This window comes from Amycolatopsis sp. MtRt-6 (genome assembly GCF_017308975.1).
GTDB lineage: Bacteria > Actinomycetota > Actinomycetes > Mycobacteriales > Pseudonocardiaceae > Amycolatopsis.
The window spans coordinates 25,002-37,791 of record NZ_JADWPD010000039.1 but is presented as its reverse complement, the minus strand read 5'-3'; the positions used below and the strand labels follow the sequence as shown (position 1 = coordinate 37,791).

The 12,790-nt window shown below is 70.4% G+C and carries 11 protein-coding genes; 1 reads left to right on the top strand and 10 read right to left on the bottom strand.

What is annotated here, in order from left to right; translation table 11 throughout:
- Positions 1–32: 32 nt before the first annotated feature.
- The 4 genes from I4Q55_RS42555 to I4Q55_RS42540 form a co-directional block, all read right to left on the bottom strand.
- Entirely contained in the window at positions 33–1,775 is a 1,743-nt protein-coding gene (locus tag I4Q55_RS42555; protein ID WP_206796301.1) for an alpha/beta hydrolase, read from the bottom strand.
- Positions 1,772–4,054, bottom strand: a complete 2,283-nt coding sequence (locus I4Q55_RS42550) for a heavy metal translocating P-type ATPase (RefSeq protein WP_242547760.1) — start codon at positions 4,052–4,054, stop codon at positions 1,772–1,774. The genes I4Q55_RS42555 and I4Q55_RS42550 overlap by 4 nt, the downstream gene beginning before the upstream one ends.
- Before the next feature lie 502 nt (positions 4,055–4,556).
- Positions 4,557–4,841: a hypothetical protein gene (locus I4Q55_RS42545; protein WP_206796299.1), complete on the bottom strand. Its 285-nt coding sequence runs from the start codon at positions 4,839–4,841 to the stop codon at positions 4,557–4,559.
- A gap of 72 nt (positions 4,842–4,913) precedes the next feature.
- Positions 4,914–5,636, bottom strand: a complete 723-nt coding sequence (locus I4Q55_RS42540) for an N-6 DNA methylase (RefSeq protein ID WP_307793464.1) — start codon at positions 5,634–5,636, stop codon at positions 4,914–4,916.
- 203 nt (positions 5,637–5,839) lie between these two features.
- Between I4Q55_RS42540 and I4Q55_RS42535 the strand changes: the two genes are divergently transcribed.
- Positions 5,840–6,928 carry a hypothetical protein gene (locus I4Q55_RS42535; RefSeq protein WP_242547759.1) on the top strand — a complete coding sequence of 363 codons (1,089 nt, stop codon included), beginning with the start codon at positions 5,840–5,842 and terminating at the stop codon, positions 6,926–6,928.
- 3 nt (positions 6,929–6,931) lie between these two features.
- Here I4Q55_RS42535 and I4Q55_RS42530 read toward each other — a convergent pair whose 3' ends face one another.
- From I4Q55_RS42530 to I4Q55_RS42505, 6 genes are all read right to left on the bottom strand, one after another.
- Complete coding sequence (locus I4Q55_RS42530) at positions 6,932–7,366, bottom strand: hypothetical protein (protein ID WP_206796297.1); 435 nt, start codon at positions 7,364–7,366, stop codon at positions 6,932–6,934.
- 2 nt (positions 7,367–7,368) lie between these two features.
- The gene (locus I4Q55_RS42525; protein ID WP_206796295.1) at positions 7,369–7,602 is read right to left on the bottom strand and encodes a hypothetical protein; all 234 of its coding nucleotides are present in this window, start codon (positions 7,600–7,602) and stop codon (positions 7,369–7,371) included.
- A 38-nt stretch (positions 7,603–7,640) separates the two neighbouring features.
- Positions 7,641–7,988 carry a hypothetical protein gene (locus tag I4Q55_RS42520; protein WP_206796293.1) on the bottom strand — a complete coding sequence of 116 codons (348 nt, stop codon included), beginning with the start codon at positions 7,986–7,988 and terminating at the stop codon, positions 7,641–7,643.
- Between the two features lie 64 nt (positions 7,989–8,052).
- Positions 8,053–8,499 carry a hypothetical protein gene (locus I4Q55_RS42515; RefSeq protein WP_206796291.1) on the bottom strand — a complete coding sequence of 149 codons (447 nt, stop codon included), beginning with the start codon at positions 8,497–8,499 and terminating at the stop codon, positions 8,053–8,055.
- Positions 8,496–10,418, bottom strand: coding sequence for a hypothetical protein (locus I4Q55_RS42510; protein ID WP_206796400.1), 1,923 nt, complete (start codon positions 10,416–10,418; stop codon positions 8,496–8,498). Before I4Q55_RS42510 ends, I4Q55_RS42515 begins: the two co-directional genes overlap by 4 nt.
- Positions 10,418–12,781 carry a hypothetical protein gene (locus tag I4Q55_RS42505; RefSeq protein WP_206796289.1) on the bottom strand — a complete coding sequence of 788 codons (2,364 nt, stop codon included), beginning with the start codon at positions 12,779–12,781 and terminating at the stop codon, positions 10,418–10,420. Before I4Q55_RS42505 ends, I4Q55_RS42510 begins: the two co-directional genes overlap by 1 nt.
- Between the last annotated feature and the right edge of the window lie 9 nt (positions 12,782–12,790).

The window sequence follows — 12,790 nt, the reverse complement described above, 5'->3', positions numbered from 1 at the left end:
AATCCGCAGGCACAGCGGCCTAGAGGAGTCTGTCACCTGGGCGAAGGGCCTTCGCCGTCGAGGAAGCTGCGAATGTCGTCGGTCAGCTGTCCAGGTTGGATTCCGAGGTGGCCGTGGCCGGGGTAAAGGATCAGCCGGGCACCAGGGATCTCCGCGGCCGTCTGCTGGAAGAGTTCCTTGCCGTAGCAGGCATCCTGGTCGCCGCCGACGATGAGGGTGGGCACGGTGATCTCCGGCAGCCGGAGCCGGAGGTCGAAGTCGTCTTCGGCATCGATCGTGGCCAGCAGCCCATGATCGGCGGGAGCGATCAGCGGGCCGAGCAGCCAGCCCAGTGCCCGCATGACGTGCCGGGTGCCGGGAGCGGCGCCGAGGATCGACATCATCGCCGCGCCGGCGCGGCGTGGCCGGTGCAGGCGGAGCCATTTCGCGGCCCGGCGCTGAGTGGTGCGGCCGAAGTCGCCGAGGCGGTAGGCGGCCGAGACGACGACCAGCCGCCGCACCACATCGGGGTGGTCTGCCGCCAGCTGTAAGGCGATGCTGCCGCCGGTGGAGACCCCGACGACGTCAACCGGGCGGCCGAACCACCACCGCAGGGCCGCGGCGTGTTCGCGGGCGAGCTCGGCGATCGTGGTCTTGGCAAGGCCATCGGTGCGGCGGGCGACCCACCAGACTTCGCGGCCGCGGGCCAGCGGCTTGACCTGCCGGGTCTGGAACCACCGGTCCAACGCCCGGGGCGGATGGTCGTGGGAGCCGAGGCCGGGCAGGAAGACCAGCGGCCGCCCCGACCCGGTGCGTAGGCAAAGCATCCGAGACACTTCCGGCGGCGGCACGGACGCGCCGGCCTCGGTGCACAGCCGGCCATGGAGAAATTCGGCCTGATCGGTGCTGATGCGGTCGAACCAGGGCGGCACGTAGACGTCGAAGTGCCCGGCCGGGTAGTGCCGGACTTCCGCGACCGGTGCTTTCGCGGCGACTTTCGCGGCGAACCGGCTCGAGGCCTCCAGATCGTGGTCGGCCAGGCACATCAGCACCGGCATCGCCAGCCGCTCGGCGGTGCCGTCGGCGTAGCGGGGAAGAGCGAAGACAAACCGCGGCGCGACGGCATTGCGCCAGCCGGTGGCCTCACCACCGAGCGCGGTGAACACCGCCCGGGCTTCCGGCTCGACGAACGCCGCGAGCCGCCCAGGCTCGTCGACGACCGGGACGAGGTACGGCGGTTCGCCTCGCCACCAGCACACCAGGTCCCGCACGGCCGCCGCGGTGAACTGCAGCAGGCGAGTCAGGACATCGCGGTCGAGCCGCTGGGCAAGGGTGCGGCCGCGGCGCCGGCGGTCGAGCACGGGAACCTGTGCCACCACCGCCGCGATGGCCGGATCTTCGGCCGCTACGGCGAGCACGTGCCCTCCGCTCAACGACGTGCCCCACAGCGCGATCCGAGCCGGATCGATCCCCGGCAACGTCCGGGCGTAGGCGACGGCACCGCGGTAGTCTTCCCGTTGCTGGCGAACGTCGATCAGCTGGCGCGGGCTGCCCTCGCTGGCGCCGAAGTGCCGGTAGTCGAAGACCAGGACCGCCATGCCCCGGGCGGCGAACCGCCGCGCATAGCCCGGCAGGCCGAGCCGTTTGGTCCCGCTTCCACCGTGCCCCATGACCACGCATGGCACGGGTCGCCCGGCGTCCGGTGGCCAGTAGAGGTCCGCCGCGCACCGCGAGCCAGCGACCACGAACGACACTTCCCCCGCCCGGACCGCCGGGGCTTCCCGATCGAGAGTCATGGCCGCTTCCCCAGTTCCTCGGGCTCCGCCGCCAACGCGAAGTAGTTCTCTTCCTCCTGGACGAAGTGCAGACTCAACACGGCAAACAGGCCGTACAGAGCCGACAGCAGGTCGTCGACCTGGTCGGGGCCGATCCGGCCGGCGGATCCCGCCAGCTGCAGGTGGTGGCCCAGCCGGTGGGTGAGCCGTTCGATCTCCGCGTGCGCCCGGCTCATCGTCGCGGTCGCTTCCGGACCGCCCAGCGGACCCGCGAGGGCGGGGTAGAGCTGGGTTTCTTCGGCTCGTTCGTGCGGCAGCACCCGCTCGCACAGCAGTTTGTGCACCCGCTGCAGTTCGCTCAGGACCTCCGGTGTGGGCCCGGCGGCCAGCAGGTCGGCGGCGTCGCGCACCGCCGGGACGATGCCGCGCAGCTCGTCGTGCTCTGCGGCGAACCGGTGCAGCAGCTGCTCGGTGGCCGGGGCGAGCGCGAGCCCGCCGGCGAGTTTGCCGCGCAACGCTCGCAGCGCGTTGAGGATGACCGCGACGTCGATGCCTTCCTGCAGCAACGCGCCGGCGGCGGGTGGCAGCCAGCCCACGGCGGCGACCGCCATCGCCGCGAGCGACAGTGCCATGCCGGTCATAGCGCTCTGGACGGCGATGCGGCGCGCCCGGCGGGCGATATCCATCGCGTCGGCCAGCCGATCCAGCCGGTCGGTGGTCAGCACGATGTCAGCTGCCTCGGAGGACGCGGTGGAGCCGCGCGCGCCCATGGCCACGCCCACGTCGGCCGCGGCGAGCGCGGGCGCGTCGTTGACGCCGTCACCCACCATCACCGTCACCTGACGCGCACGTTCCTCGCGGACGGCGGCCACCTTGTCCGCGGGCGTCTGGTCCGCGCGCACTTCGTCCAAGCCCAGCACGGTGCCGATTTCCTGCGCAGGTTCCCGGCGATCCCCGGTGAGCATGACGAGCCTGCGCAACCCCGCGCCGCGCAGCCGCCGCAGGGTACGAGGAGCGTCGCGCCGCAGCGGATCCCGCAACAGCACCGCGCCGGCCACCGCGCCGTCGACTGTCAGCCACGCGACCGCGGCCCCGTCCAGCCGCGCGCGGCTCTGCACCGCCACCGTCCACGGCTCCTCGCCGAGCGGCCCTCCCGGCTTGCCGACCTCGATCCGGCGGCCCTCGACCGTCGCACGCACACCGCGGCCGGGCTCTTCGACCACGTCACGGGGCAGCGACAGCACCAGGCTCCGCACGCGGGCTTCGGCCGTGATCGCCTCCGCCAGCACGTGCGGGGACAGCTGATCCACCGACGCGGCCAGCCGCAGCACCTCGTCCGGCTGCCAGTTGGGTGCCGCCGCGATCTCCACGACGGCAGGCCGGCCGGTGGTCAGCGTCCCGGTCTTGTCCATCACCAGCGTCCGCGCGCGCCCCAGCGTCTCCAAGGCCCCGCCACCGCGGATGATCACCCCAAGACGGGAGGAGCGGGACAGCCCCGACACGATCGCGACCGGCGCCGCCAGCAGCAGCGGACACGGCGTGGCGACCACCAGCACGGCCACCGCGCGCTCCGCGGACCCGCTGACCAGCCACGCCAACCCGGCCACGGCCAGCGACAACGGCAGGAACCAGGCGGCATACCGGTCGGCCAGCCGCACCACCGGGGCGCTCTCCGCGCCCGCTTGGCGTGCCAGCCGCACGATGCCCGCGTACGTGCTCTCCTCCGCGGTGGCCGCGGCCCGCAGCTCGAACGCCGACCCGGCGTTCACCACCCCACTGCGCACCGGATCACCCGCGGACCGCTCGACCTGCAGCGGCTCGCCGGTCAGCACCGACTCGTCCAGCACCGCGAAGCCACTGTCCACGACACCGTCGGCCGGAACGACCTCGCCAGGGCCGACGACCAGCAGATCGCCGACCACTACTTTTGACAACGGCACGACGGTGACCGTGTCGCCGCTCCGCCGCCGAGCCGACTTCGGCGCGTGTTCCAGCAACGCCCGCAAATCATGCGACGCCCGCCGCTCCGCCGCGGCGTCCAGCGCACGCCCGGTCGCCAGCATCACCGCGATCAGCGCCCCGGCGACGTACTCACCGACCGCCAGCGTGCCCACCAACGCCAGCACCGCGATCAGATCGACCCCGGCCTGCTTCCGCCGCAGCGCCGCGACGACCCACCACACCGCCGGCAGCACCGCCACCAGCGTCCCGGCTGCCCAGCACACGTCGGCGAACACAGCCGCACCCGCCAGCCACGCCACCCCACCTGCAAGCAGCGCGCCCACGGTGACAACCAGCAATGCCGGCTCCGCCCACCTCCGCACCCGTCGTATCCAGGCCCCTGTCGTGCCAGGCGTCGACTCGCCGACTTCGATCACCGAAAGCCTCCCGTCCGGAACAACCGCGATCCACATCCGATCGCGCCGAGCCGCGAGCGGATAGGGCCACAAACCCCCGGCTGAAGGGCCCTTCGGCCACTCGGAACGGGGCCCCGGTGGAACCCGGCGCCGGAGTTCGGATCGTGGTCTTGGCGCCGACGCAGCGACGCGATTTACGCCGAGCTGCTGGACGTGATCAACAAGGCTGGGTTGGTGCGCCGCCGCGCGGTGCCCGAGATCAGCGGCAGCCCCAAGGCCTCGAAGATCGCCAGGTAGCGGTCCTGCGGCGCGCCGGTCTGGAAACCCGACCCGCAGCCAGCCGTGTGAGGGGTTATCGAAGACGATCAGAGCCGCGCACCGTGGCACCCATCAGACATCTCCACCGGACTGACCGGCCTCCCGAACACCAGGCAGTGAACAGCCGTCAGTCCGCCTTTCTCGGACGGCCACCGCCGGCTCCCTGGCCAGGGCGCCCCGCCTCCCACTGTTCGATCTCGCTCCTGCGGTCAGGAGACCAGCCGGGCGTGCGGCCGATGACCACGTCCGGTTCCGGGAACGGGTGCGCGCCGGCGTAGCGGGAACGCCAGTTCGCGACGGCACGGTGGCTGACGTCGAACCAGGTGCCGATTTCCACCATGTCGACATAGCGGAAGGTCGTGTCGGCCGGCGCGGCCGGGCCATCGGCGATCTGCCGGTCGACGTGTTCCACGTCGGGAAGTTAGCAGGAACGACCAGGTCATCGCGGGATTCGGCGGTGCGGCGCGTCGGCGCACGGCCGTGATCAGAGGTTCTTCAGGAAGCCCAGCAGCTTGATCTGATCCTCCAGACTGCCGACCTCGCCAAGGAACTGCGCTCGCCTGCGACACGCCTCGTCCGCCCACTGCGGGTGAACGAGGACGTCTCCCGCGAAGAGGAAGACCTGCGGCCCGAGACCCCAGAGAAGGCTGTTGACCGCGGTGGCCGCGATGGCGAGTTCGTCGACATCGGCGCCGAACCACTGCATGTCCGCCGGGTCGAATCCGCGGCTGCGGACAACCTGCGCGGCCGCCCGGAAGAGCCCGCCGGTGCCGACGGTCACGTCGGAGAACGCCTGCCCAGGTTCGAGGTCGCCGATGGCGACGGCGGTCAGCGCGCAGGCGATGTCACCAGGGGTGTACATCTGCGCGTTCACCTTCGCTGCCGTCCGAGAGCGCAGCGCGCCGAGCACGGGGCCGAGCAGGTCGCAGTCGAAACGGCGTTCGGTCGCGGTCAAGTCGAGTTGGCCGGCGCGCAGTGCAGCGTCGGCGGTCCGCTTGATCCGCTGCAGCAGTGGCTCGTCGACGTCGGCGAACAGCCAGCCGAGCAGCGGATACACCGACAACGGCAGATCCGGACGGCGAGCGACAGTCACGGCCCAGATCCGCCGGGCGATGTCGACGAAGCCGGCCGGCGTGGCCAGCCGGATTCCCACGGCCACACCGTCAGCGCGGTCGACAAGCAACCCGGCGGCCGCGATGGTCGCCACCACTCCGAGCGGCACTTCCGGCCGGTCGGGACCACCACCTTTGTGCCAGGCCGAGGCGACCTCGACGGCGACTGTCAGGGCGTGGGCTTCAGCGTTGATCGACTTGCTCGCCGGCCCCCGGTTGCGCCGATGCTTCCTGCTCATCTCAAACTCCCCTTTGATTCCTTGTTGACTTAGTTCTCAAGGTTTGCCTAACGTAAATCATGAGAACTTCGTACACAAGGTTTCGAAGGAGCGATGCACCGATGACAGCTCCCGAGTCGGCTGGCTGGTCGCCTCCCACACCACGGCAACTGCCGGACCTGCGAGAGCACCTGGCCGACTACCTCCTGACCGAGCCGGCCACCCTCTTCGCCGAAGCTTCCCTGCGTTGTGGCCGCGGGACATTGAGGCCCGTGGCCGAACCAGGACTCGGCGCCCGGCTGCTGCTCGCCGACGAACATCAGCGGCTCAGCCGAGCGCAGCTGTTCTACGTGACCCCCGACATCACCCGCCTGGTCCGTCAAGCCGCGCCAAGCCTGCGAGACCACTGGGACATCCAGCCGCAGGACATCCCGGCGCCGACGGGCTTCATGCTGTTCGCCGAGCCGATGGCCGAGTACGTTCGAGAGGACGGCAAGCGCATCGACATCGTCGCCGTTTCCTGGGGCGGGACCGAACTTCTCTCCTCGGACACCGGCGGACTCTGGGTGACTTTCTGGAGCGTCACCGATTTCGCGGCGATCAAGCGGCTGGCCCGGTCGATGGGAGCGAGCGCTGCCGAGGCCGAGCTGACGGCCCACCAGCAGAACGCCGAACTGACCTGGGATAACGAGCTCTACATGCCTTGGGGCGCGAAGGCGGCCTCACGGGCGCCCGCCCCGGGCGTCCGGGCGATCCGTCCCGATCAGATCGGCGCCGCCGAGACGACGATCGGGTGGCTGCAGACCGTCCACGCCGGCTGGATCTTCTGCACGCCGAACACCTTGACCGAGACCGCCGAAGAGCACCTCCCCCGTACTCAGCGCGTCCGCGCCGAACGGGCGGGCTACAGCGCCGCACCGGTCAGGGTGGTCTCGGTGAGCCGAAAGACCTCTTCGCGATCGGCTCATCGCGGCGAGCCGTCGGGACGGACGGTGGGTGTCCGGTTCCCGGTCGCGCCGTTCATCCGCCGCCAAGCCTACGGTCCGGGACGGACGCTGCGCCGGTTGACGCCGGTCGCGGGACACTGGCGCGGGCCGGTCGACGCGCCGATCCGCATCACCAAGAAGGTGAACTTGGTCGACAAGCCACCGACCCGCACCAGCGAGTAGCCGTCAGCTCGCCGGATGCACGGGCAGCCAGCTGCCCTCGATGCGCAGGTCCGAGCGGGCGGCTTCGACGAACCCCGTGATCGCATGGTCCAGTTGCCGACGACCGGCCTCGTCGTCGGGCCGAAGCCGCTCGTCGACGTTGCCACCGAAACCCGGCCGGCTGGACGCCTGGATGGTCCGGACCGTGTCGACGACAGCACGAGCCGCGGTCAACAGCCGCTCCAGCGACGCATTGATCTCCCCGCCGGAGAAGAACGCAACCTGGATCGCCGAGTCCTCAAGGGCGTCGAGCACCGGTGAGGGATCGACGGCGTCACGTCCCCGCCAGACGGGCAGCCGGCAAAGCCGGTGAGCCGCGGCGTAGATCGCGGGGAACAGCTGGCCCTTGCGCTGCAGGACGATGTAGCGGTCGGCGCCGTCGTCGAGTACCGGATCCACGGTCAGGGGAGGTCGTAGCCGAGGTTGTTCGCGACGTCGTCGACGAAGTCCTCCCCCGCGACGCCCGGGTCGTTGTCCTGGACGTCCCAGGCCGCGTCGTCGATCGCGTCGCCGCCTTCGGTGAGCGCGGTCGCGACGATGTCGACCAGTTCGCGGGCGTGCGGGGTGTCCAGGTCGAATCGCTGCGCGGCGGAAGTCGCGGCCTGGTCGAGTTCGTCGTCGGAGTATTCGTACACGGTTTCCTCCGTGGCAGAGCCGAGTTCGGACGCAGGAGTCACGTCTCCGCCGCGTCGGGTTGATTCACCGCGAGCACGAGCCGCACTTCGGCGCCTCGCCAGGCGTTCCGATCGGTGGCCGCGGCCGGGTGGTAGTGCCACCTCGGGTGGTTCGAACACGCCAGTGAGCGCCGGCAGTGGCACGTCTCCGTCTGCCACCAGCCGGTGTGCAGGATCCGCAGCCGTACGTCCTGCGGTGCCGCGACCGGGCGGACATCGACTGCTTGGACGCGGCCGATGACTTCGGCGATCGTCGAGCCGTGCACGAGGAGGTGGCCGTGGGCTTCGAGGTGGTCGGCGACCCATTCCACGGCCGCGATTTCCGGCGCCTCGTCGTCGTGTCGCATCGTCCGTCACCACCGCATCGCCCGGGTATCGCCAGAGACACGGGCCGGACGTGACGGGACAGATTCAGTCGCTGTCGAGCGCTTCGACCTCGGTCCGCTGTTCGAGCGACAGGGTGGTCATCCAGGTGTCGAAGTCCTGCAGCATCGCGAGTTCGGCGCCGCGAGCCGGCTGGACCCGCGCGTGCTGCCCGGTGACCAGTTCGAGGTCGAGGCCGCGTTCGATGGCTTGAACTGCTGTGACATGCAGGGCACGCCGTCGGACGATCGAGAGGTCGAACACCGGGAGGCCATCCTGGGCGCCGGCGAAAGCCACGAGCGGTCGAATCCAGATCACGGCGGGATCGGCGGGGTCCCGGCGAGCGTGTCGGGCGAGCGCGGCGCGGAACACCTCCTGGTCCTCCTCGGTGACGACGAGTTCGGCACCGGGCAGGTCGTCGGTGGCGTCTTCACCGCGGCCGGCGAGCAACTCGTTCAGCGCGGTCCAAAGCTGGTCGGCAGTCGGACTGCTCATACGGTGACGACCTTCTCGACCGGCTTCCCTGCGATGGCGGTGATGCCCTTGGCCTGCAACATCGTCCGGATTTCATCGCGCTGGGAGGTGTTGTTGCACAGGATGCGGCTCGGGCCTTCCGGGCCGAGGAGGTCGATGCCGTCGGTGAACATCACCTCGTTGCTCGAGTTGGCGAACTTGGCGATCTTGAACGGGTCGCGGGTCGACTTCGCGTACTGACCGGCTTTGGCCGGGTTGACCACTCCGTAGGTGTCGGCGTTGGCGCCGTAGTAGTCGGCGCGGGCGAGCAGCCGTCCCGGTTGGTCCCAGATCAGCTTCGGTCCGGAATCCAGTGACGACGTCGGCAAAACGCGCAGGAAGACGGAGCTCGCGCCGCCAGTGAGCTTGTCGGCTGCCTCGCTCTGGCCCACGCCCACGTGGGTGCCCATCGTCGTCCGACGCTCGGTGGACGCCAGGACAGCGGTAGCCAGCATGGCCTTCAGGCCGGTGTACGAGGTCGAGTGGACCAGAGATCGGCCGGCGACCGCGCTGCTGAGCTTGCTCGCGGAGTTGCCGACGTCGAACCGGGTCCAGGTCAGCCAACCCGCCGAACGCCGCGGCGCCGGGTCGTAGCCAGTGCTGGCGGCGAGCGCGTCACCGTCGGCGAAACCCGTGGCCTTGGCGACGGCTTCGCGGAGAACCTGCACCTTCGCCGGCAGCGCTCGCGTGTGGGCTTCGAGCTGGATGTTCTTGGCGAAGTCGGCCAGCTGCGGGCCGGTCATGCCGACCGCTTCGTGGGAGCGTTCGTGAAAGATCTCCTGCCGGACCATCTCCTCGAGGTGCTGGCCGGTGGCGTGCGCGGCAGCGACTTCGGCACGCTTCTCCAGGCTTTGCGCGGTGATATTGGCGGTGAGGTAGGTGTACTCGCCCTCGTCCCGGGTCATCGGCCGGTTGGCCAGGTTGAGCTGTCCGAGCCGCGCGACGAGTTCAGGGCCGTGGCCCTCGCCCGCAGGGGCTATGACTTCGAGACGTCCACGCAGCGAGTACTCGGTCGTCGCCGGGTCGTTGACGCCGTAAGGCCGGTAGACCGCCTGGTAGCCGTCACCGAGGTCGATGGCGTACTCCTTGCCGAGGACGTTGGTCGTGCGGGCCCCGTCCCAGCTGGCTTGCCCGGTGGTGGTGTCCAGTTTCGGCTTGATCCGGGTCGCGCCGCGGAGCACGGCGACCGCGCCAGCGGCCCCGTCGGGTGGCGACGCCGGGACCATGACGGTGACCAACTCAGTGCCTTCGTGCAGGAACGGCTTGACCTGGGCGACCGGCGTTCCGGTCGCGACGGCGTGCTGCACGTCCTGGAGCTGGGCGGCGTAGTGATCGAGCATGGCTTTCTCGACCGGCGAGGCCGCGTCGCCGAGACCTTGAACGGCGGTTTCCGCAGCGTCGATCTTCTTCGCGGTCGTCGCCGGCGGCCCCTGTTCGGCAGTAAGGGTGCCGTTGGCGATGTGGTGGTTGACGCTCTTGGCCGCGGTGATGATTTTCTCGGCCAGGTCGTGTTGCTCGTCGACGGGCAGCCTGCCGGTGACCTGCTGCTCGACCTGCGTCGGCACCATCCCGGGGCTGATGTTGAGTGCGTCGAGCAGCTTTGCTTCGGCGTCTTCGTCGACGCGGGCGTGCAGCACGGTACGCGGACCGTTCGCGCTGTGGTAGCTGACCAGCGTGGCGGTCGAGGCGTTCAGATCGGCACCCCCGACGAGCACGGGCTCGCCGTAGGCGTGTCCGACATCCGGAGTCAGCGGGATCGGGGTGACCGGCTGTTGCCCCGGTTCGGCGGCGATCGGCTCGTCGACGAATACCGCCGGCTGTTCGTCGACTTCGACGGGGTCGCTCCCGCCGGCCGGGGCGATCGCGTACGGGGTGTGGGTGGTTTTTGCGTTGGTGCCCATCACGTCTTGCCGAGGTGCGCCAGCGCGGTGGCGGTAGAAATCTTCAGGTCCTCCGTGAAGAACTTCACGAAGTCGCGCCGCAGGGTCTTCTTGCGCTCGACGGCGTAGTCCAGAAAGGACTCGGCGATCTGGCCGGTGGTGACGGCTGCCTCCGGGATGCCCTTCGCCTTCGCGGCACGAGCACGCATCGGCGCGACCCACGTCAGCTTCTGTGCGGCACCGGCGTGGGCGACGGTGTGGAGCATGGCGCGCCATTCGGCGTCCGGCACGGACTCGAGCCGGCGGATGACCGAGTGCGCCGCGGCCGGGTTGACCTGCACGCCCGGCCCGAGTTTGCCTGCCAGGTGAGCGTCATAGACCTGGTGATAGACGGCCGTGGTGCTGGGGCGGTAGCCGAGCTTGAGCTTGTCGCGGCCGAAGTTCTTGAACGACTGGCCCTGGTCGATGGGCACGAGCCCGCCGGCATTCGTGCGCAGGACGTTGCCCTGGTGGGAATCGTGGTTGCCCAGTGCCCAGCTGGTGACGTGCAGCCGGACGATCTCGTCGACGTCGGCTTGCGACCAGCTCGACGCGGTACCCGCGATCGGTTTGGCCCCGGTGAGCAGGGGCTGCACGCTGACGGGTTTGCCATCGACTTTGGTCGCGTAGACCGGGACGACGGGAAGGCCGGCGCGGGCGGCGAGCCGGGAAGCCGCGGCCTCAGTGTGGGTGATGGCGCCCGCGTGCGGGGTTGCTTCCTGCTTGGCCAGCCACGTCGTGCCGTCCGGTCCGGTGTGGAGGGTCTTCGGATGGGTGCCGCCGAGATTCGCCGGTGTGCCCGCCCCGAAGTCCCAGGCCGCAACGACGGCCGGGTCCAAGGCCTTGGGGATGATGGCGTGAGCGGCCGAAGCCTGCTGCAGGGCGGCGACGAGCTGAGCGTGCTGCATCCCGAACCGGCTGAGGCGCTTCGGAGGGTCCGGGGACGCTTTCGGGACCGGAGCCGGCTTCGCCGGAGCTTTGAGTGTGCCCTTGACAGCGCTGACCGTCGCGGTCGAGGCCTTCAGGTGGCCCTGCAGCAGCTTCCCGAGTGTCGACTTGGTCGCCGCGGCAGCCTCGGCCGACGTCACGATGCCGACGCCGGCGACGAACTTCCGCAGGTCGCCGACCTTCTGGCCGTCGGCCCAGGCGAGCACCTTCGCCTGGCCGGCGTGCAGAACCGCCTGGTTCAGCGGAGCCGGTTCGAAGGTGTCCCATGCCGCGGCGGCGGTGTGCACTTCGGCAATCGCCCGCAGCTGCGGCACCAGCGCACCGGCGTTCACCTGGTCGACCGGGCCGGCGTCGAGGGTGGCGGTGGCCTCGGCGGCGCAGGTGGCGGAGTGCGCCAGCATCGCCGACCGCTCGGCGACGACGCCGGCGATCTCCTGGCGTTCGGCAGCCGGCGTGGAGGCGCGCAGCAGCTGCAGGACTTGGTGGGCGTCGAGAGTCTGCAGCTGCGGATCGGCGATGTGCCCGTCGTGTTTCCCGGTCGCCACCGCGGCACTCAGCTGCAGCGGGGTGACGGCTCCCAGGAGCTCGTCGACGTGGTGACGGGCCGCCGCGGTCGCGACGCCGAAGTCCTGAGCCGGGTCGACGCTCTGTGCGGTGGCGATCCGGTTTTCCCAGTGCACCAGCGCGGCGACCAGCTCGGGCTCGGCGGCGGCGCCTTGCTTGGCGACTGCGGCTGCGGCAGCGTCGAAGTCGCCCTGCACCTCGGCGAGGTCGGCTTCGGTCGCCGCCCACCCCTCGAACCCCTCGGGCAACGCCGAGGCGGTCGCCGAGAGATCCCACTCGGCAAGCGTTTTGCCGTTGATCGTCTGGCCGGCGCAGAGGGCGTCGTGGCGGGCCTGTGCGAGGGCCTGGATCTTCTTCTTGGCTTCGGCATCGGCAGGAACGGAGGGATTGAGCCACACGGACAGGGGATGCGGGTCCTGCCCGCCGATCCCGACCAGCTCCGGATGCTCGAATCCCGATGCGGCGGCAATCTCGGCGAGTTGCCCGGGCTCGAGGTTTGCCAAGTACTCGGCGCTGAGTGCCTGGAGCTGCTCCTGGTAAGGCCCGGCAGCCGTGTCGGAGAGCTGGCTCCCGGCCGCGAGGGCCGTGCCGACCGCGGCGGAGAACACGCCATAGCCCTCGACCGGATCGCCGGGCAGGTCGATCGCTGGCGGTCCGAAGGGGTCGTCGGGGTCGACGCCGCCCGCGACGATGCCGGCGATGAACTGCAGGTCGGCCTCGGCTGCGTCCGCGGGCTCCTCGGTGTTCGCGCAGACGGCGGCGAGGTGTTCGGCGAAGGCACCGGCGGGCGCGACGGTGTAGGCGGCGTGGCCGGCTTTGGCGTTGGTCCCCATCGGCGGTCC